Source organism: Streptomyces sp. NPDC002690, from assembly GCF_053592415.1.
Genome location: NZ_JBSFVR010000126.1, coordinates 1 through 19,704, shown reverse-complemented (window position 1 = coordinate 19,704; position 19,704 = coordinate 1). Strand labels below are relative to the sequence as shown.

Genomic DNA, 19,704 nt, shown 5'->3' with positions numbered 1-19,704 from the left:
GACGCTGGCCGGTGTCGCCGACCCGTGGGGGCAGCGGTGGGACCTGGTCGTGCTGCTCACCGTGCACCGGCCCCGGCGGACTCTCTCACCAGACAGGGATACGACATGCTCACCACCGACCAGACTCCCACTGTCCAGGACTTCCCCACCGCGACGCTCGTGATCGCCGGACCCTGGTTCCGGGGCCACCAGCTCGACACCCGCCCGGCCGTCGTCGTCGGCCCGTTCGGTGGGCCGGAGTTCGCGGAAGAGGCCACCATGTCCGTGGTCTGGTTCTTCACCCTCGGTGCCCCGCAGCCGGGCGACAGCGTCCAGGCGATGTTCCCGCACGAGCTGACCCCGCTCGACGACACGCTCACCACGATGCACCCGGACGTGTTCCGCGACATCGCCCGCAGCCTGCGCCGGGGCCGGTTCGCCTACGACGACGGAGACGCGCTCCGCACCGCCGTCCGCCAGGCATGGCGCGAGCGGACCGGACTGGCCGACGCCGACCCGGCCGCCCGCCAGACGCTCCACCGCAGCTGACACCCAGGCCCGCCGGTCCGGGGGAGGGCAACCCTCCGGACCGGCAGGCCACCAGCAGCCCAACGGACACCCCTTCGGGGCGGCAGGACAGGTCCGGTGCGTTCACCGCCGCCGGCCGACTCCGCCGCAGGCGGCTCCGCCGACCGACGACGGGCACCGGACCGCAGCGGACGCGCCCCGCGGGGGCGCGACTGCCCCTGTCGTCGCGCAGGCGCGACGACCCGCGAGCCGATCGTCCCTCACGGCCCGCGCCGGTGGCGCAGCGCCGCTGCCAACGCACGGTCCGCCCTGCGGCCGGACCACAAACTCTCACCAGGAAAGACCAGTTCAGTGACTATCGAGATCACCCACACCCGCCGAGAAGGAACCCTGATCGAGGGAACCAACCGGGGCGACGGATCGGCCGAGATCCTGCGACTCCGTGAGTACGGTCGCACCCAGCGCCAGCCCTTCCGCTGGAGCAGGAACCTTGACTGCTGGTACCTCCCGCACAGCCGCGACCACGCCACCTACACCCCCTCGCTCGAACTCCTCGCGCAGCGACTCCGGGAGAAGGGGTTCGAGGTCACCTTGACCGTCGACAACGCCGACCGCCGGAGCTTCAGCGAGGCCGAGGAGGAGCGGGAGGAGAAGGCCGAAGGCCGCGCGGACCGGTTCGGGGGGTACGCCGCCAGCGCTGCCCAGTCCTCCGAGGCCGCGAGGAAGAAGAGCCACGACATATCCGAGCGGTTCGCCTTCGGTCAGCCGATCCTCGTCGGTCACCACTCCGAGGGCCGGGCCCGCCGCGATCACGCGCGGATGGACGACGCGATGCGCAAGAGCATCGGCGAGAGTGACCGCGCCTCCCACTGGAGCGGCCGGGCGCAGGCCGCCGCGAATTACCAGCAGGTCAAGAAGGACCCCGGCCGCACGCTCCGCCGTCTCGACAAGCTGCGGGCCGACCTCCGCGCGGTGGAGAAGTGGCAGCGCGGCCAGTCCGCCAAGGGGTTCTCCCGGAACCCGGCAGACCCGGAGCTGGAGATCGAGCGCCAGGAGTTGACCGAGGAGATTGCCCACTGGGAGAAGATCATCAAGGACGCCGAAGCCGATGGCTTCAAGGTGTGGTCGCGGGCCGACTTCAAGCGCGGTGACTTCGTTCTCTACCGCGGAACCTGGTACGAGGTCCTGCGTGTCAACCCGAAGTCCGTGACCATCCCGCACATCCACAACGGCACCGGCAAGCGCATCGTCCGCGCCACCGGCAACCAGCACGACGACTGGACATGGACCGCCCCGTACGACGGCGTGTCCGGGCGCAAGAGCGCTGACGAGATGCAGCAGCCGCCCCAGGCCCCGGTCACCGAGGCGCAGGAACCGGCCGAGCAGTCCCCGGCGGTCGAGGAACCGGTGCCGGTCGTGAAGCCGACCGCCGCAGCGGCCCCCGCCGCAGGTGCGAACTGGCTGGACGGAATGGCGCTGGTGCTGATCGCCTCGAAGGGCTCCAGCCGCTCCCGCAAGCGGCGCGCGTTGTGGGCCATGACCCGCCGCGAGGCACAGGCCGTATGCGGCGACCCCCGCACCTCCGGCCGCTCCTACATGCTCACCTGGACCGACCAGCCCGGCACCGAAGGCGCCGACTGGGAATGGGTCCCGGACAACGGCAGCCATGCCCCGGTCCTAGACGAGCTGGGCATCACTCCGCGCCGTGAATGGGCCGCCGCCCCGCAGGCCCCGGCCGAGGCCGCGTAACCAAACCCCCACCCGTCCCCCGGTGGTCGAGCACGCCGGGGGCGGGCCCCTCTCTCACCAGAACAGGGCACCATGACCACGCAACTCCTCGAACGACCCGCGACCATCACCGTCCCCGTCACCGACGCGGGCAGCCTCCCCGTCCCCGCGACCGAGGGCAGCACCACTGTCCCGACGTACCGCGTCGGCGCCCCCGACATCCAGTGCCGATACCCCGTGATCGTTGGCGAAGACCAGGTCATAGGCCGCGCTTACAGGTGGCACCGGGATTGGCTCGTCCTCACCACCGAGGGCGAACGCAACCTCCGCCGCCCGCCCAAGGGGACCCCCGGCACCGATATGGCCGCTGCCCATCTCGCGGAGGAGTACGCCGCCGGTCGGATCGGCGCCGTCCCCCTGGACCAGGTGCTCGCCGAGGCCCCCACGCCGTTGTGCGGGCCCGTGCCCCTCCTGCACCCGCGGATGCCGGTCAACGATCGCAACACCGAGGGCGCGCAGGTCGCGTTCGCGGGACTCCTGGCCCACCACTGGCGGGCAGTGCTCACCGGGTTCCCCGGCAGCGATAACCACTGGTTCCTCAGCTGCGAATTGTGTGACTGGCAAGGCCCGAAGTTCTGGAGCCACTTGCGCGGGCGCAACGGAGAGCCGCCGAGCGCGCGCCGTCACAAGGGTGGGTGCATCGGAGAGGACAAGGTTCGCCGACTGATCCCCGCCTACCACTAGCAGCCGACCGAGGGGCGGCGGCAGCGCGCCGCCGCCCCCGCGCTCCCGAAGGACAGCACCGTGCCGACCCGCCACACCCCCGAAAGCATCGTCATCGCGGACACCCCGGCCGCGATCCTGGAATGGGCCGCCCGCCACATCGAACACGTCGGCATTCACCAGGGCCCCCGTCTGTTCGCCGGTCCGGGCCGTACGGCCACGTTGCCGTGCTGGCCGCGCGGCGCCCTCGAAGTCGCCGCCGGCCACGGGCGGGGAGCCGCCGGCCGGACGTACGACTGGGACCGCATTGACCGTGCCCATGATCAGGCGTTCGCCATCCTCGCGGAAACCCTCACCGGTCACCCCGTCGACGCCGCCGACCCCGCCGCTGCCAAGGCCCGGCACCGCGAGGCCATCGACCGGTGGAGCAGCGAGCCCGGCCGTACCGCCGCCGACGCCGCCCACGCGTTCCGCACCGCCGCCGCCCGCGTCGAACACGCCGTGTTCTGACCCCCGCCACCCGCCAGCATCCCGAGTCATCGAAGGCCCACACGATGGACGAGACGACAGAAGACCGAAGCACCACCAGGACGCCGAGCCGCCGAGGAGCCGCCACCCCCAGCCGGGACGGCGTCCACCGGCTCAGCGTTCCCCTCCACCCCCGGCTCAGCGCGACCGAGCTGATCCGCGTACTCCTCGCGGCCCCGAGGGCAAACGACCTCTCCGCCCTTGACCCGGTTCAGGTCCGGTCGCTCATCGCAGACGTGCTCACCCAGCACGGCTATGACGTGCTCGACCGGTCGCCGTACTACCCGGAGCTCGACCGTCACCAGGACGCCCGCCGCGCGGTGCGCCGTGCGTACGGGACGCGGTTCCTCGATGCCCCCGACGAACAGGCCGCGCTCGCGGACCCGCTCCGCGAAGTCCTCGCCGTCGGAAGCAGGAAACCGTGACCGCCACCGTCGTCGAGCCGACTGGAGCACGGGCACGGCAGACGTACTACTGGAGAGTGCGCAACGCGCGGACGCGCCACCGCCCAGAGAGCGCCGGGCAGGCGTGGCACATCCAGGCCGGACACCCCGGCGGCGCGTACAGCGACCTCGGCCACGAACTGGACACGCCCGCACACCACACCCCGACCCTGCTCTCCCGGAGCCGGCCGACCAGCCGCCGGGGGGAGAAGCAGGAGTTCCGTGGCGGGTGTCTCGCGTGCCCGTGGGAAGGCCCCGTGCACTGCGGGGACGGGTTTGGGGATGGTGACAACGTGGCGGTGGAGCAGGCACACGACCATGCGTTCCCCGGCTGGAGGACGTTGCCGCCGATCCCCACCGTCGAGGACCGATGGGCAGTGCCGCGGAGCCGGAGCCGCTGGGCCCAGTTCACCGCCAGCTACCCGGCCGGTTGGATCGACCAGGGCGCCCCCGTCGTGGCGTGGAGCCGGTACCGCCGCGAAGCCCACGCCCCTCCGCACGCGGGACATCCCCGCTACGAACTCCGCGTTCCTCGGCCGCCCGTCGGCCGGGGCCAACGCTCCGAAGATCAGGGGGCCCTCTTCTGATGAGCGCCGTCGTCCGGATCAGGGCCCCACCCCACCCAATCCAAAGGTGGTTTAATTACTCCGCTGACGGCGGAGCGGGCAACCTCCGACCGGCCGCGTGCCCCGCGGGCACGACACACCCCAGACAACAGACGACGGCCAGCGCACAAGGGCAACAAGGCGCTGGCCGTCAGTGTCCTCTCACCAGAAAGAACCCCACCATGCTATGCGACCGACACCCCGACTGTCCCCAGCCCGGCGACGTCGCCCAGCTCATCACGGGTAACAGCATCGATGCCGACCCGAACGACACCTTCGTCATCGTCGAGGACTTCCCCCCGACCGGCCGGCACATCGTGCTCAACTTCCCCGTCGACCACCCCGGCCGTGCCGACTGGGCCGCCGCCGTCCCCCTGGCCGACATAGCCACCCTCACCCGACTCGAATCGGCGGGCAGCCGTACATGGGCGCCGGCCCCCGACCCGGACGACATCCCGTAACCACACAACGCGGTCACGACCGCGACCGAGAACAGGAGGCGAGCGTGTCCCCGAAGACCGGCCGCACGCTTTACTCGCGCGCAGACCTGCGCAAGGTCCACGGCATCAGCGAGCCGACCCTTCAGAACCTCTGGACCGACCGGGAGAACAACGGGCACCCGCCCGTCGCGGACACCATCAACGGCGTCATGCACTGGGACGGCGACGCATGGGCGACGTGGCACCACGAGCTCCAGCGGCAGCGTGCCGCCGCCGCCACCACCAATCCGCCGAAGCTCGACGGCGACCCCGAAGAGATGGTGGGCCCCGCCGAAGCCGCGAAAATCTGTGGATTCGCCGACTCCGCCACCGTCTCCCACTACGTCAAGAACCCGCCCGAGGGGTGGCCCGAGCCCGACGACTGGGACGAGCTTCCGACCCGGCGGCGGCCGAAGTGGAAGCGGTGGAGGCTGTGGCACTACCTCGCGGAACGCAAGGGCCGCGGGCACGCCGGAGGGCGCACCGCGGGCCGCAAGGGCCTGGCCTACCCCTACCAGGGAGACGAGCGGCTGACCCTCGCCCGGCAGGCCATCGCGGCGAACCCCGGCGCGAAGAACGCCGACCTGATCCCCCAGCTCCAGGGCCAGACGGAGAAGACCTACTCCCGCCCAACCTGGAACCTCATCCTCAAGTCCGCCCGCGAGCACCGCGAGGAGTGACCCGTGCCCGACACCCCCTGTCCGCGCTGCGGCGGCCCGCTCGGTGAACGACCCGCCCGATCCCGGATCACGGTTGATCGTGACGTTCGAATCTGCGCCGCTTGTGGGACCGAAGAAGCTGTTCGGGACGCAACTGGGCAGACACCAGTACCGTTCGGCGATTGGCCGGTGAAGTAGACGGTGCACATGGGGAGGGCCCCCACCCCTCAGAGAGGTGGGGGCCCTCCCCATGTGCGTGTCCGGTCAGGGCCGTGGGTGCAACGGAGTGGCCGGGGGAGCGCCGTCCGGGGCGTCGTCCGTGGGGGGCTCCGTCAGCCAGCGCCACAGCCGTCGCCGCAGCGCGGCGACGGCCCGTCGCTTCAAGCGTGCCGCCCATGACCGGATGTGTCGCGCACGTCGGCGAATTCGTGGGCCGTAGTGCGAGAGGAGCACGGGCATTAGCAATAGGGAGAGAAGCAGCAGGTAGAGGAGCAACCAGTGGGACATCATCACGATCAACCTCACGCGGGTCTCGGTACCCCCGCGCGAAGCTATGCAGCGAGGGTGAACTCGGTCGGGCCGGGAACCGGACCCGCTCCGGGAGCGCGGGGCACGCGCGGTACGGCCAGCCGCAGGACACCGCATGGCGAGGACTCGTTGGGCGGGACAGCGGCGAGGTGATCGAAGAACTTGCCGCCACCCATCAGAAGGCGCTGCGCGAGGACCAGAAGCAATCCGGAGAGCGCGGACGCGGCATCAGCAAGGTGTCGAAGCTCAGCCCAGTTCGGAACATGTCCGCCCCGACTGAGGTCATCAAGTCGATGACTGAACTGGTCGATCAGGTCAATGATGAAAGTCGCGGTCTTACCTGCGCCGGCCGAGTGCCAAACGATGGACTCCAGCCCCGCGAGCCGATGCTGTCCATCGGCGACGTACTGCTGGGCGGGAGGTGGCGCATCGGCAAGCCCATGGAGGAGCCCGGATGTGCTGCTCGGGAGACCCAAGGTCTCCTCCGCCGTCCGGAGCAGGAGGCGTGCTACATCCTCAGACTTTGGGGAGTTGGAGGAGTTCTTCGCCTGGAAAGCCCAGAACTGCCCCCAGTCGCTCAAACGGGCGCTGGCCAAGTTCAGAGCGCCGACGCGGTCGATGTCGACTCCGTGGGACAGCATGCTGGTCGCCAGGATCAGGTCGACGGCTGTCTTGTGTGCCCAGGACCCCGTCATCAGCTCTTGCAGCGCGGAGAACTCCGCTGCGGGCATGATCGGAAGAGGGTCGGTCACGTCGGGAAGCCTACTCCGCCCGACTCCAGCTCTGTTCGGTTCCGCCCTTAGGCGACCCGTCCTCATCAGAGCCACCCACACCTATCGGCAGGTAACAGTCACATCAGCGATCAGGCGACCAATCACCGATTCACCGAGGTCACATCCCTGTTGGATCTTGAGATCCCCGTCCCCGCGCGCAGCGATCTCAGAATTAGAGGACCAAGGTATCGTCACTCCGTGACGATACAATCAGCCAAGATGACCGAATCTGACCGGTCGAAGGCGGGGGGTGAGCGGGCCGATGGGATGGGTGACCATGATCGGCCCCTCCGACGAGCAGGTTGAGTACCGCCTCACCGGCGGCCACGGATGCGGCAAGTCCGTCGCGGTCGACGCCGCGCCGCTCATTGCCGCCATCGAGGCGAAGGCCGAAGCCGCCGGTGCCCCCGCCGCCTCCCTCCTCGCGAACCGCGAAGCCAAGCGCGCCTTCTACCGCGCCCGCGGACTCCTCCGCAGCAAGGGCGCTGCGCGGTTCACCGGGTTCGACGCCGTCGAAGTCGCCGCAGCAGCCGGGCTCGACGCCCGCGACCTCTACGGCGGACAGGCCCTCCCCGCCCGGAGCGCGGACGGACAGGTGGACTACCACCTGGACGCCAGCGAACGGCCCCTGGTCTGGATCGGTGGCGGGCTGAGCGAGTTCGGCATCGTGCCCGGCAGCGTGCTCGCCCCGGAGCAGTTCCCGGCCGCTCGGCGCCTGATGCTCGGGGACGACCCCCGGACCGGGCAGACCCTCGTGGACCCCAAGCTGGCCATCGCGCCAGCCGCCAAGCTCCCCGCCGCCCCGCTGGCCCGCGCCATCCGCCGTACCGCCGCCGCGCGCAGCGTGAACCCGGCCTCCCTGCTCGACTCCAAGCGCAAGCAGGACGCCTTCCGCCGGATGGAGAACCAGATCCGGCGGTTCGGAGAGTCGCACCGAGTCCCCGTCTCAACGGTGTTGAAGCTCGCCGACGCGGTCGGGATCGATGCGGCCGGCCTCTACGGCGAGGACGTGGTGGAGAAGGCGGTCACCGCCGAAGCGGGCGGCCGACTGGACGCCCGCGCGCTTCTGCGCGCGGTCGAGGCCCGCGCCACCGAGACCGGGCAGCAGCCCGCCGACCTGTTCGACGCCGCGTCGATGAAGCGTCGGTACGTACAGACCGAGGGCGAAGGCGCACGCCGTCTTCGGGATCTGCCGATGGACGTCCGCGAGGCCGTCTCGATGGCCAAGGCCGCGGGGCTCACGCCCGAGGACGTGTGGGACGCCGAGGAGATCAAGGCCGCGCTCCTCGAAGGTCGCGTGCAAGTCGGCAACCGCGGCGCGGACGTGACCCTGGACTTGTCGAAGTCGAAGTCGGCGTTCCTCGCGTACGCGCCCGATGAGATCGCCGCCCAGGTCGAGGGCATCTACACGGCCGCCGGCCGGGAGTCCATCGGTGCGCTGGAGCGGTGGACCGCGTACGCCATGCGCGGCCACCACGGCGACGGTGAAGAAGCCGAGACCGTGAAGACGAGCGGTTTCTCCGGCTGGATGATGGTCCACCGCGCCGCCCGCCCCGTCGACGGTGCCCCGTACGGAGACCCCCACTTCCACCTGCATTTCACCCTCGCGAACATGGTCAAGGGCACCGACGGTAAGTGGTCCACGATGGCCAGCGGAGGCCGCGACCTCCACCGGCACACCCGGGCGACCCAGTCCCTCATGAATGCCCGCATTCGCAGGGAGTTGACCGACACGTTCGGCATCAGCTTCCGCCGCGAGGAGCGGACTGGCGCGTGGGAGATCGCAGCGATCCCCGAGGCCACGATCCGGCTGTTCAGTAAGCGCGACAGCCAAGTCCGGGACCTGCTGACGAAACTTGGCGTCGACTACGACAGCGCCACGACCCGCGAGCGCATCGCCGCTTCCACCGCGTCCAAGGCCGCGAAGAACGGCGAGGCCGCCGGGGTCGGGGACGACATTCTCCGCGCTTACTGGCAGGCCGAGGGCCGTGCGGCTGGAGACGACCCCGACGCCATCGCAGCCAGCGCGATGGAACGGGACCGAGCGGACCAGAACCCCACTCTGGACGAGCTGTGCGCCCAGGTCTTCGACTCCAAGACCGGCTTGACCAGTCACTCCAAGGCGTTCACGCACGCCGCCGCCATCTCCGCCGTGCTGGACGCCCTCCCGTACGGCGTCGCGGACGCTGCCGAGGCCGAAGCGCTCACCAACTCCGTACTCAGGCAGTCCGGGTACGCGGTCCAACTCAACCCGAAGGGTGCCCAGCACTTCGCGCACGCCGACCGGTACACCACGGCGGATGTTGTGGCGGCCGAAGCACTGATCGTCTCCCAGGCCACCAACCGGCTCAGCACACAGGCCGCCGTCGTCAGCAACGACACGGTCGACATGACGCTGTCCACCGTCGAAGCCCAGCACGGCGGCAGCTTCACGTTCTCCGACGAACAGCGTGCCGTCCTCGAACGACTGCTCACAGCCGGGCACGGAATCGACGCCGTGGTGGGCATCGCGGGTGCGGGCAAGACCACGATCATGGACGCCGCGCGCCAGGCATGGGAGGCGCACGGCCTCGTCGTCGCCGGCGCGAGCACGGCCGCCGTCGCTGCCGCGAACCTAAGGGCCGAAGCAGGCATCGAGTCCCGCACCCTGGCGTCGTGGCTCACCGGCATCCGCGCCGGAGGCCCCGGCCTCACCGGCGTGGACGTGTTGGTCGTGGACGAAGCCGCGATGTGCGATGACCGCGACATCGCCGAACTCCTCACCCACGCCGCGAAAACCGGCACGAAGGTCGTCGGCATCGGTGACCCCAAGCAGCTCCACTCGCCCGGCATCGGCGGCAGCTTCGCCGCCGTGCACCACCTCGTGGGCGGGCTCACCCTCAGCCAGAATTTCCGTCAGAAGGACATGGTTGAACGCCGGGCCCTGGAGTTGTGGCGCGACGACAACCGCGTGGAAGCCCTTCGGACTTTCACCGGGACCGGCCGCGTGCACGCTCTCGCGGACAAGGACACCACCCTCGCCGCGATGCTCACCGTCTGGGCCGACAAGCGGGCCGCGCACGCCGACGACCACACCGCCGTGCAGCAGCTCCTCATGCTCGCCGCCACCAACGAGATCGTGGAAGAGCTGAACACCGGCGCCCGCGCACTGCGGAAGGAGACCGGCGATCTCACCGGCCCTGAGCACGTTTACGCGCTGCCCGGTGGCGGCGAGCTGACCCTGTCCGTCGGTGACCAGGTCCTCCTTCGGGTCAACGACTACCGGGGCAAGAAGAGCCGAGGCGCGAGTGAAGATGTCCTGAATGGGTTCCGCGCACTCGTGCGAGCCGTGGACAAGGACCGCCGGCTGCTGGTGGAGTGGCGGGAGAAGACCGAGGACGGCCACCGCGACGTTGCCGAATGGGTCGACGCCGACTACATCGCGCAGGGGGGCCTCAGCCTCGGATACGCGATCACCGGCCACAAGTCGCAGGGTCTCACCGTCCAAGAGGCTCTGGTCTACGGACCCGGCGCCCAGGCGAACGCCCTCTACACGATGATGAGCCGCGACAAGACGGAGTCCCACCTCTTCCTGCCGCTCTCCGTCTACGAGACCGACGCCGACCGCGCCCGGCACGGCGACGCACTCACCGACCAGGAACAGCTTGACCGCGCCGTCGCGGGCCTCATCCGCGAGATCGAGACCGGCACCGAGGAACGCATGGTCCTCACCGAACTCCCGAAGGACGCGGTGCCCGCCCACGTCCGCCAGGTCGTAGCAGACCTCCCGATCCCGCGCGCCCCCCGCATCGACGAGCACCACGACGCAGACACTCCCGAACCGGTTCCGGAGCACGAGGACCGCCCCGCACCGGCGAGCGCTGAGCCGACCACAGAGCCGACCACACCCTCGGTACCGGCGCCGACGACAGACCGCCCATACGCGCACCTCGGAAACTCGGCGCTGCGTGACGCTGTGCGGAAGGCCGCCATTGCCGCTCGCGCCACAACGACGGCGGCAGACAAGGCGGAAGCAGCCGCCGAGCGGGCAGAAGAGCTGGCTGATGCCGGTGCAGGCCCCAATTCGCTCGCGCTCCAACGCCGTCATCAGGACGTTGCCGAACGGGCCGTGGCCATCCGCGAAGTCCGGCTGCTGGACGGCACTATCGCGGAACGCACTGCTCGACTGACCAGCACCGAGGCCCGTATCGAGGGGCTTGAACAGCAACTGTCCGCGACGGGCCGTTTCGGGCGGGCGGCACTTCGCGGTGACGAGCGTGCTGCCGCCGAGGCGGACCGGGAAGCACTCCTTCGGGTCTGTGAGGGGATGTTCCAGGAGCTGGAGCAGATGGACACCCGACTCCAGGAAGTCACCTGGCAGGCCGGACCGGTCAACGAGCACGAAGCTGTGCTGAGGGAAGCGGACATGCCGCAGCAGGAAGAGGTCGCTCTGCTTCGGCGAGCCAAGGCCAAGGACAACGAAGCAGCCAAGCAGCTCCGGGCCGAGGCCGTCAAGACTCGCAGCACGGCCCACGGCGCAAACCACCGCGTGGCCAGCCTCCAGAAGGAGACGAGACTGCGAGTCCAGCAGCACGTCGATGCCGATGAGACCGCCGAGCCCTCAGCTCCGAAGCCCAATTCCTCGTACGCCAAACGGAACGTGGTGGACCACACCCACCCCGCGCCGCCAGCAGCGCGCACGACTCTGAGCCCGTAGAGAAGACCTGGCAGATATTCCGCAGATCCTGCGTCAGCCCCAACCGCATGACGGTCATCACCAAGGCCGTTCTGCCACTGGAGAGGCAACGCTGAAACGGCTCAGTGGGCGACTGCGGCGCCGGGGTGCAACGCGACGAGGCGGGCCAACTCGTCTTGGCGCAGGCCCCGGACCTCATCCGCCAGAGAGCTGTTGACGAATGCGTGTAGCGGCTGGCACAGGTCCATGCGGCGGATGCAGACGCCGAGCATGTAGGGGCCGTTGACGGCCTTGTACATGCGGATGCCGTAGTAGCCCTCCTGGCATGCCTCGGGCGTGTTGAACAGGCACCCGGTGCACGTGGTGGGCAGGCGGACGGTGTCGATGCCCTTGGCGTAGATGCGGCGGCCGTCGGGAAGGAGGTAGCGGGTCTGGACGTTGCTGGCGCCGGCGGCGACGATCCGCAGGTCCGGCTCAGCGCCGAGTTCGCCGAGGGTGGCCATGATGGCTTCGCGGGAGGCCTGCGCGGTCTCCAGGTTCAGCAGCAGGCGCACGGTGACGCGAGCCCCGTAGTGGCGGGCGATGTGGAGCGCGCGGGGGATCTGGTCCGGGCCGGCGACGACGAGGTTCGCGGACGCCTTGACGCCGTGCGTGAAAGCGGCCTCGATGGTGGCGTCGAGGGCGTCGAGTTTGCGCTGGGCGAGGCGTTCGGAGTTGAAGCGCTCGGCCTGCACGGCAGCGAGTTCGGTCGCGGTGGTGCCGAACACGGAGAGGTTGATCCTTTTCAGCCCCGCCTTGGCGCAGTCCTTCATGACCGCGGCACCGTTCTCGCCGTTGGAGGTGATGTTGAGGGTGAAGCCCCTCCGCACGGCCTGGGCGACGAGGGAGTCCAGGGCGGGATGGAGGGTGGGTTCGCCGCCGGTGAAGTGGAGGTTGGTGGTGTCGAGACGGTCGCGCAGCACGGTGAGGGCGTTGGCGAAGTCCGGTCCGGGGTCGATTCGGTCGGCCAGGAACGAGGAGCTGTTGGTCGCGGTGTAGATGGCGACGCGGCCCGTTCGGCCGGGCGTTCCGGTGTACTCCTGGGGGCTGCGTCCCTTGTTGTCGCTCGTGACGGGGGTTCCCTCGTTGTGGCAGAACTGGCAGGCCATTCCACACGCGTCGATGATCTTGAGGCGGGCAGTGCGGTCGGGCTGGATCTCGGTGCGAGAGGCGTCGGCGTAGCTCATGGGGTAGGCCCTCCAGGGCATGTCGGGGGAGGACCGGCAGAGGGTGTGTGGTGGCCCGGTCCTCGGTGTGGCGTTTGGCTGATTCCGGCTATTTGGTCCGGTCGTGTCGCGTACGTTGGGGACCCCGGCCGCGTTCGTCACCGGCGGGTCCCGTGAGCGACCGAGGAGTACGTAGTGCCCCATCAGACGACGCCCTTCCGCCTGATCGTGACGGGGGGCGGCACCGGCGGGCACACCTACCCGGCCCTGACCGCAGTGAAGGCGCTTCGCACCCGGCTTGCCGCCAGGGACCGTGAGCTTCAGGTGCTCTGGGTCGGGGTGGAGGGCGGGTTGGAGTCCCGTGTCGCTGCGGCTAACGAGATCGATTTCGCGTGCGTGGCGACGGGCAAGATCCGCCGGTCGGCCAATCCGCTGAGAATGGTGTCGGCGGAGAACGTCAAAGACATGGCGAACGTCCCGCGCGGTGTGGCCCAGGCCAGGGCGATCGTCGCCCGCTTCGCCCCCGCGGTCGTGCTGGCGACCGGCGGTTACGTGGCTGTGCCGGTCGGGCTGGCAGCGAGGATGTGCCGGCGACCGCTGGTGGTGCACGAGCAGACAGTCCGCCTGGGGCTGGCCAACCGGGGGCTGGCCCGCGCAGCCACCGCGTTTGCCGTGTCCTCGGAGAGCACCCTGGACCTGCTGCCTACGCGCGCTCGCGCGAACGCCGTGGTGACGGGGAACCCCATCCGGCCCGAGATCCTGTCGGGCCACGCGCAGCGGGCCGCAGACTTGCTGGGCTTCGACAGGCGGCTGCCGACGGTGTACGTCACCGGCGGGGCGCAGGGCTCCGTCCAGATCAACCGGGCCGTCCTCGCGATTTTGCCGCAGCTGCTGGATCGCGCCAACGTCGTGCACCAGTGCGGCACGACGAGCGTCGAGGAGTTGCGTGCCCGGGCGGCGGCGATGCCGCCGTCTGCTGGGCGCTACCACCTGGCCGAGTTCATCGGCTCTGAGCTCCCGGACATCCTGGCACTGGCGGACTTGGTGATCGCCCGCAGCGGCGCCGGCACCATCGCCGAGCTGACCGCGCTCGGCAAACCGACGGTGTACGTTCCGCTCGCGACGGCCGCAGGCAATGAGCAGGTCCACAACGCGCAGCACCTGGCCGCGGCCGGGGCCGCCATCGCGATGGTCGACGACGTGACCCCCGAAGCGCTGCTGCGGGAGGTCGAGACGCTGCTGGCCGATGAGGGGCTGCGGGCCAAGATGGCCGATCAGGCCCGCGGGTTCGGCCGCCCGGACGCCGCCGAGCGCCTGGTGGACGTGCTGCTGGCCGCTGCCGACGACACCCCGGCGTAAGGCTCTGACGCCTGCCGCACCGAGGAGAGCGCCGGTTCGGCCGGTCGCTCCCCTCGGTGCGCGTGCCGGTGTCAGCGCGGCCATCGGGTGCGGGTCACGATGAGGTCCGCGCAGGCGGCGAACCCGGCCGGGTCCTGCCCCCACGGGTCAGGGATCTCGGTGTCCCCCAGGAGCAGGCTGATCTTGGAGGTGTGGGCGGGCCCGACAAGCCGGTTCAGGTCGCCGATGTTGCGCCCGTCCATGCCCAGAATGGCATCGGCCCAGTCGATGTCCGCGTCCGTGATCTGGGCGCCCCGATGGCCGGACAGGTCGAAGCCCTGCCGGTCGGCGGCCTGCACCATCAGCTCGTGGGCGGGCTTGCCGACCCAGCGGTCGTGGATGCCGGCCGACCGCACGGTGACGGCAGGGCCGCCGCTGCGCGCGAGGGCCGCGGCGGCCAGTGGCGACCGGCAGTGGTTGCCGTAGCAGACGACCAGCAACTTCCGGGCGGGCTCGGTCCCCGTCACCGTGGCCCCCGCGCGCCCCGGACGGCGTCGGTGAGCGCGGCGGCGGTGAACGCCACGTCGCCCTTGTGCATCTCAGGGTGGAAGGGCAGCGACAGGATGCGCCCGGCGACGTCCTCGGTGACGGGCAGGTCGCGGTGCCAGCGGGAGAACGCGGGCTGGACGTGGTTGGCAGGATAGTTGACCCCCACCCCGACCCCTTGCTCCCGCAACGCGTGGAAGACGCGGTCGCGTTCGGGTACCAGGACGACGAAGTTGAACGGCACGATCGCCTCGATGTCCTGGTGGAGCACCCGGACGCCGGGCACGTCGGCCACTGCGGCGCCGTATGCCGCCCACAGTTCTCGTCGGCGCCGCACCACCTCGGCGAAGCCGTGCAACTGGGCTCGTCCGATGGCGGCGTTGATCGACGGGAGGTGGGCCCGCAGTCCGAAGCCTGCCACCTCGTAGCCGGTGGTCTGCGCGCGTTGCTGGTAGGTCGCCTTGATGCCCAGGGCGCGCAGTGTCCGAGCGGCCTCCGCCTCCTGCGCGGTGCGCGGCACCAGTGCGCCGCCGTCGCCGCAAGTCAGGTTCTTCAACGGGTCGAAGGAAAAGCATGTGATGGCCTGGGCGCCGGCTCCGACCATCCGGCCGTTGGCCTCCGAGCCGAAAGCGTGCGCGGCGTCCTCGACCACGTGGATGCCCTGGGCGTCGAGGACAGGGTGCAGGGGCGTCAGGTCGACCGGGCGGCCCCCGTACAGGACGGGCATGACCGCCCGGGTGCGCGAGGTCAGGGCCTGGCGGACGGTCTCGGGCGTGACGCACAGGGTGTCCGGGTCGACCTCGGCGAAGCGGGGGAAGGCGCCCGCGGCGAGGATAGCCTGCACCGAGGCGCAGAACGTGAGCGAGGGGACCACGACCTCGTCGCCGGGCCCGACGCCGGCGGCGATCAGCGCGATCGACAGCGCGACCGTTCCGGAGGCGACGGTGACCACGTCCGGGACGCCGAGGTAGGACGCCAGCTCCCGCTCGAAGCTCTCCGACTCGGGCCCGTGCGCCCAGTGGCCGGAAGCGAGGACCTTTGCGACGGCGTCGTACTCGGTTCCGTGCAAGAAGGGGCGGGCGCCCCTGCCGGCGCCCTCGGGCGCACGTAGGGGCGAGGGAGTCGTGGTCACGGGTAGTCCTTCCGTTCGGTGCGGTCGACGTGGAGGGTTTCGACGTAGCGGGTGACGGTGACGCCAGGCTGGTAGGTCAGCCGGTCGTGGTCGATGGGCTCGCCGAGGTGTCCGGCGAGCAGCTGGCCGGTGATGTCGGCGCCGGCGGCCTCCGCGATCGGGAAGCCCCCGGCGACCCGGGTGTTGATCTCAGTCAGCAGGACCCGCTGGTCGCCGGGCTGCTCGGTGATGAACCCCTGCACGCAAGAGGCTCCGCGGGCCTGCACCGCCGCCAGGGCGGCGCGAACCTGCTGAGCGACCTGGGTGTCGGTGAAGGTGGCGCCGGCGTGGGACAGGCCGCCCTTGACCAGCAGCCGTTCGCGCAGGATGACCGACGCCTGCCCGGTGTCGTCGACGATGGCGTCCGCGGTGAACTCGCGCCCCTCGACCCGCTCTTGCACCAGCGGGTCCGGAACGACGTCGCACACGGCGCGGGCCTGCGCGACGGTGCGGCAGGCGATCACGTTCTGCGAGCCGTGGCCGCGCCGGGGCTTGACCACCAGATCCACGCCGGCGGGAACATCGGTCAGCTCCGTGGAGGACCAGGTGCGGGGCGTCGGTATCCCGTGGTGGCGCATCGCCTGGTGGAACGCCGACTTGTCCGTGCAGCGCAGGACGGCTGCGTCGCTGGGGAGCCAGGTGCGCGTCCCCTCGCGGGCCAGTTCCGCGCGCAGAGTGAGGACGGCCGGCAGGTCGTGTTCGACCGCGGAGACCAGTGCGTCGGGCCGGTGGCGGCGGCACAGCTCCAGCAACTGCTCGGCGAACTGCGGGTGGTCGGCCCGATGGGTGGTGATCGCGGTGACCTCGGGCAGGAGCAGGCCCGCAGCGCGTGGGTTGGCGTCGGTGGCCACGACGTGGCAGCCCAAGCGCAGCAGCGAGCGGGCCAGGTCCAGCCCGGGTGCTCCGCCGACGCCGGTGACGAGGATGCGGCGGCTCATGAGGCCAGCACCACCGACGTGACCGGCTCCGTACTCCACCGGTCGGCGTGCTTCCGGTACCAGCCGATGGTCTCTCGCAGGCCGGCCTCCAGGTCGTGAGCCGGCGTGAACCCGAGGGCCCGGATCTTGTCCCAGTTCATCGCGTAGCGCAGGTCGTTGGCCTGCCGGTCCGGGACGAAGCGGATGGCCTCTGCGGGCCCCCCGCACAGGTCGACCAGGCGCTCGGCCAGGTCGCGGGTGGCCAGGTCGGTGCCACCGCCGATGTTGTAGACGTCGCCGGGGGTTCCCTCGCGCAGAACGAGGTCGATCGCGGCGGCGTTGTCGCGGACGTGGAGCCAGTTGCGCAGGTGCTGGCCGCTTCCGTGGATCGTCAGCGGCTGCCCGGACAGCAACTGGCGGACGAAGCGCGGGATGACCTTCTCCGGGTACTGGCGCGGCCCGTAGTTGTTCGAGGAGCGGGTCACGCACACCGGGAGCCCGTGCGTCTGGAACGCGGACAGGGCCATCAGGTCGCTGGCTGCCTTCGAGGCCGCGTAGGGAACGGAGGGCCGCACCGGGTCGGTCTCCTTGGCGCTGCCGGACGCCCAGGAGCCGTACACCTCGTCGGTCGAGACGTGCACGAACCGGTCGATGCTGTGCTCGCACGCCGCGTTCAGCAGCACCTGCGTGCCGACCACGTTGGTGCGTACGAAGGCGTCGGCGTCCGTGAGAGAGCGATCCACGTGCGACTCGGCCGCGAAGTGAACGATGGCCTGGTGGCCGGGGAGGACCGACGACACCAGGCGGCTGTCGCAGATGTCGCCGTGTGCGAAGCGGACCTTCGGGCTTCGCAGGGCGTCGCCGAGGTTCGCCATGCTGCCGGCGTACGTGAGGGCGTCGAGCACGGTCACCTGAGTGACGGAGTCGTCCTGGGCGAGCCGGTCGACGAAGTGGGAGCCGATGAAGCCGGCTCCGCCGGTGACGAGGATCTTGCGCATGGGCTACCTGTCTTTCTGACCAGAGAGACGGTGGGTTGGTGAGGGAGAGCGGGGAAGGGGTGCGGTCGGCGCACCCGTCACCGCGAAGGGACGAAGTGGGGCAGCAGTCCGGCGGCGGCGGCCTCGTGCAAGCCGGGGGCCGCCAGGTCTCGCTCGGACCGGATCGCGGGCAGGCCGGTCGGCCAGGCGATGGCGAGGCCGGGGTCCAGCGCGTTCACGGAGTGCTCACGGCCGGGGTTGTGAGGGCTGGAAAGTAGGTAGAGCATGGTGGTCTGGTCGGCCAGGGCCACGAAGGCGTGCCCGAGTCCCTCCTCGATCAGCACCGAGACGCCGGTGTCCTCGCGCAGCTCGTGCATGCGCCACTCGCCGAACGTCGGCGACCCCACACGCAGGTCCACCACCACGTCCAGGACCGCGCCCGTCAAGCAGGTGACGACCTTGGCCTGACCCGGCGGGACCTCGCTGTAGGCGATGCCCCGCAGAGCCCCGCGGCGTGAGACCGACACGTTCGTCTGCGCCGGCACAAACTGTCTGCCTGTCGCACCGCTCCACCGAGCCGAGTGGATCTCACGGAAGGCGCCGCGGTCGTCCTCGTGGAGGGCACCGCGAACGCGCAACGCCCCTTCGATACCGGTCCGCTCTACCTGGAAGCCCATACCAATCCCCCTACGCGCCGAATCGCGGCGCCGAAGCCAGCGAAGCGAGGAGCTTGCTCCCCACTGGAACGAGGATTCACCCGATCGGGTGGAGCGGGAACGGCATTTTAGGGGGGCAATTTGTGTTCGAATTCTGGGCTAACGCAGCGCTATCGAGCCCCTGTTGACGATTCGTCAGGAGATGCGATTGAGTACCAATGACGCCCTGCGCGACGCCAGAGCGAAGCAGGGTTGGACGCAGCGGGAAACCGCCGACCATGTTCATCGCTGGCTCGCTGACCACGGGTTACCGTCCCCGGCAGGCTTCGATGCCAAGGTCGTGTCCCGCCTGGAGCGTGGCGTCATCCGGTGGCCTCACAGGGATGTCCGTGCTGCCCTTCGAGCCCTGCTGGGTGCTTCCTCGGATGCCGAGCTCGGCATGAACGGAGACCGCGTTCCTCAGAACCCGGTGAGCGCGGCAGCCCGGCAGCAGACAGCTACGGTGGCCGAACTGACGGAACTCGGGGCCACCGTTCCAGCGCTGCGAGAGGCAATGCGATCGACCATGGACCAGACCCGCCGCATCATCGTGACCGCAGTCCCTGGCGCCGCTCTCATAGCTCTGGCCAGCACCTGGGCAGCGACCCACTCTCCTGCCCGTGTGACCAATGACGTATACGCTGGCAAGTTCATCGGCGAAGAACTCGTCACTTCGCTCGAAGTTGCCGCGGCCGGCCTCACCAGCCAGGCCACCGAGGAACGCCAGCACACCGCACCCATACTCGACGCCCTGCTGAGCACGGTCACCAACCTCATCGAGCAGGCACGGTACAGCGACCCGCTCAACGTGCGGCTGCACACCCTGGGCGCGAAACTCGCGCAGACCGTGGGCTGGCACCGGTTCGATCTCGGCCACCACAGCGAGGCCGCCCGATACTGGATCGGCGGGCTGCACGCGGCCCACGCCATCGGCGACCACGACTTGGGCGCTGCCCTTCTCGGCGACATTGCGTACCAGGCATCCTGGCGAGCCGATCCGCGTACGGCCGCCAACATCCTGGGGCGCGCCCTCGTGCGCGCACAACACCCCGCGGCGCAGTCACTGCTCCAGCTCCGCCTTGCCCGCGCCCTCGCCACTCAAGGTGAGCGATCCGGTGCCGTAGCCCATCAGGACGTAGTCGGCGATGAAGACGGGGACCTGGTCGCCGCTGACCGGGTTGGTCGCGTACGCGCCGGTGAAGACGCC

18 protein-coding genes and 2 pseudogenes are annotated in these 19,704 nt (G+C 70.2%); 11 read left to right on the top strand and 9 right to left on the bottom strand.

Annotated features, from left to right (window positions below; translation table 11 throughout):
* Positions 1-105 precede the first annotated feature (105 nt).
* From ACWD3D_RS17735 to ACWD3D_RS17700, 8 genes are all read left to right on the top strand, one after another.
* Entirely contained in the window at positions 106-528 is a 423-nt protein-coding gene (locus tag ACWD3D_RS17735) for a DUF6409 family protein (protein ID WP_450775010.1), read from the top strand.
* Positions 529-858: 330 nt separating this feature from the next.
* Positions 859-2,256 (top strand): DUF3560 domain-containing protein, encoded by a 1,398-nt coding sequence (locus ACWD3D_RS17730; RefSeq protein ID WP_451461769.1) that lies wholly within the window; start codon positions 859-861, stop codon positions 2,254-2,256.
* A gap of 72 nt (positions 2,257-2,328) precedes the next feature.
* The gene (locus ACWD3D_RS17725) at positions 2,329-2,979 is read left to right on the top strand and encodes a hypothetical protein (protein WP_451461768.1); all 651 of its coding nucleotides are present in this window, start codon (positions 2,329-2,331) and stop codon (positions 2,977-2,979) included.
* A 60-nt stretch (positions 2,980-3,039) separates the two neighbouring features.
* A complete protein-coding gene (locus ACWD3D_RS17720; protein WP_451461767.1) occupies positions 3,040-3,468 on the top strand; it encodes a DUF6197 family protein in 429 nt (142 codons plus the stop codon).
* Positions 3,469-3,512: 44 nt separating this feature from the next.
* Complete coding sequence (locus ACWD3D_RS17715) at positions 3,513-3,911, top strand: DUF6181 family protein (protein ID WP_451461766.1); 399 nt, start codon at positions 3,513-3,515, stop codon at positions 3,909-3,911.
* The gene (locus tag ACWD3D_RS17710; RefSeq protein WP_451461765.1) at positions 3,908-4,516 is read left to right on the top strand and encodes a DUF6349 family protein; all 609 of its coding nucleotides are present in this window, start codon (positions 3,908-3,910) and stop codon (positions 4,514-4,516) included. The genes ACWD3D_RS17715 and ACWD3D_RS17710 overlap by 4 nt, the downstream gene beginning before the upstream one ends.
* Positions 4,517-4,716: 200 nt before the next feature.
* Positions 4,717-4,995 (top strand): DUF6211 family protein, encoded by a 279-nt coding sequence (locus ACWD3D_RS17705; RefSeq protein WP_450774999.1) that lies wholly within the window; start codon positions 4,717-4,719, stop codon positions 4,993-4,995.
* 44 nt (positions 4,996-5,039) lie between these two features.
* The gene (locus tag ACWD3D_RS17700; RefSeq protein ID WP_451461764.1) at positions 5,040-5,693 is read left to right on the top strand and encodes a hypothetical protein; all 654 of its coding nucleotides are present in this window, start codon (positions 5,040-5,042) and stop codon (positions 5,691-5,693) included.
* A 530-nt stretch (positions 5,694-6,223) separates the two neighbouring features.
* Here the strand turns inward: ACWD3D_RS17700 and ACWD3D_RS17695 are convergent.
* Complete coding sequence (locus ACWD3D_RS17695; RefSeq protein WP_451461763.1) at positions 6,224-6,952, bottom strand: hypothetical protein; 729 nt, start codon at positions 6,950-6,952, stop codon at positions 6,224-6,226.
* 283 nt (positions 6,953-7,235) lie between these two features.
* Between ACWD3D_RS17695 and mobF the strand changes: the two genes are divergently transcribed.
* Both mobF and ACWD3D_RS17685 read left to right on the top strand, forming a co-directional pair.
* A complete protein-coding gene (gene mobF / locus ACWD3D_RS17690; RefSeq protein WP_451461762.1) occupies positions 7,236-11,669 on the top strand; it encodes a MobF family relaxase in 4,434 nt (1,477 codons plus the stop codon).
* Between the two features lie 2 nt (positions 11,670-11,671).
* Positions 11,672-11,764 (top strand): annotated as a pseudogene (locus ACWD3D_RS17685) (IS5/IS1182 family transposase); the annotation flags it as partial.
* A 6-nt stretch (positions 11,765-11,770) separates the two neighbouring features.
* Here ACWD3D_RS17685 and ACWD3D_RS17680 read toward each other — a convergent pair.
* Positions 11,771-12,874: a radical SAM protein gene (locus ACWD3D_RS17680; RefSeq protein WP_451461761.1), complete on the bottom strand. Its 1,104-nt coding sequence runs from the start codon at positions 12,872-12,874 to the stop codon at positions 11,771-11,773.
* 174 nt (positions 12,875-13,048) lie between these two features.
* Between ACWD3D_RS17680 and ACWD3D_RS17675 the strand changes: the two genes are divergently transcribed.
* Positions 13,049-14,212, top strand: a complete 1,164-nt coding sequence (locus ACWD3D_RS17675; protein ID WP_451461760.1) for a UDP-N-acetylglucosamine--N-acetylmuramyl-(pentapeptide) pyrophosphoryl-undecaprenol N-acetylglucosamine transferase — start codon at positions 13,049-13,051, stop codon at positions 14,210-14,212.
* A gap of 71 nt (positions 14,213-14,283) precedes the next feature.
* On the opposite strand, the gene ACWD3D_RS17670 is transcribed toward ACWD3D_RS17675, so the two are convergent.
* From ACWD3D_RS17670 to ACWD3D_RS17640, 7 genes and pseudogenes are all read right to left on the bottom strand, one after another.
* The gene (locus tag ACWD3D_RS17670) at positions 14,284-14,718 is read right to left on the bottom strand and encodes a low molecular weight protein-tyrosine-phosphatase (RefSeq protein WP_451461759.1); all 435 of its coding nucleotides are present in this window, start codon (positions 14,716-14,718) and stop codon (positions 14,284-14,286) included.
* Positions 14,715-15,869: a DegT/DnrJ/EryC1/StrS family aminotransferase gene (locus ACWD3D_RS17665; protein ID WP_451461758.1), complete on the bottom strand. Its 1,155-nt coding sequence runs from the start codon at positions 15,867-15,869 to the stop codon at positions 14,715-14,717. Before ACWD3D_RS17665 ends, ACWD3D_RS17670 begins: the two co-directional genes overlap by 4 nt.
* A complete protein-coding gene (locus ACWD3D_RS17660; protein ID WP_451461757.1) occupies positions 15,866-16,846 on the bottom strand; it encodes an ATP-grasp domain-containing protein in 981 nt (326 codons plus the stop codon). Before ACWD3D_RS17660 ends, ACWD3D_RS17665 begins: the two co-directional genes overlap by 4 nt.
* A complete protein-coding gene (rfbB, locus tag ACWD3D_RS17655) occupies positions 16,843-17,823 on the bottom strand; it encodes a dTDP-glucose 4,6-dehydratase (protein WP_451461756.1) in 981 nt (326 codons plus the stop codon). The genes ACWD3D_RS17660 and rfbB overlap by 4 nt, the downstream gene beginning before the upstream one ends.
* A gap of 77 nt (positions 17,824-17,900) precedes the next feature.
* Positions 17,901-18,479: a dTDP-4-dehydrorhamnose 3,5-epimerase family protein gene (locus tag ACWD3D_RS17650; RefSeq protein WP_451461755.1), complete on the bottom strand. Its 579-nt coding sequence runs from the start codon at positions 18,477-18,479 to the stop codon at positions 17,901-17,903.
* A 286-nt stretch (positions 18,480-18,765) separates the two neighbouring features.
* Complete coding sequence (locus tag ACWD3D_RS17645) at positions 18,766-19,437, bottom strand: hypothetical protein (protein ID WP_451461754.1); 672 nt, start codon at positions 19,435-19,437, stop codon at positions 18,766-18,768.
* Between the two features lie 165 nt (positions 19,438-19,602).
* A pseudogene (locus ACWD3D_RS17640) lies at positions 19,603-19,704 on the bottom strand (hypothetical protein); the annotation flags it as partial.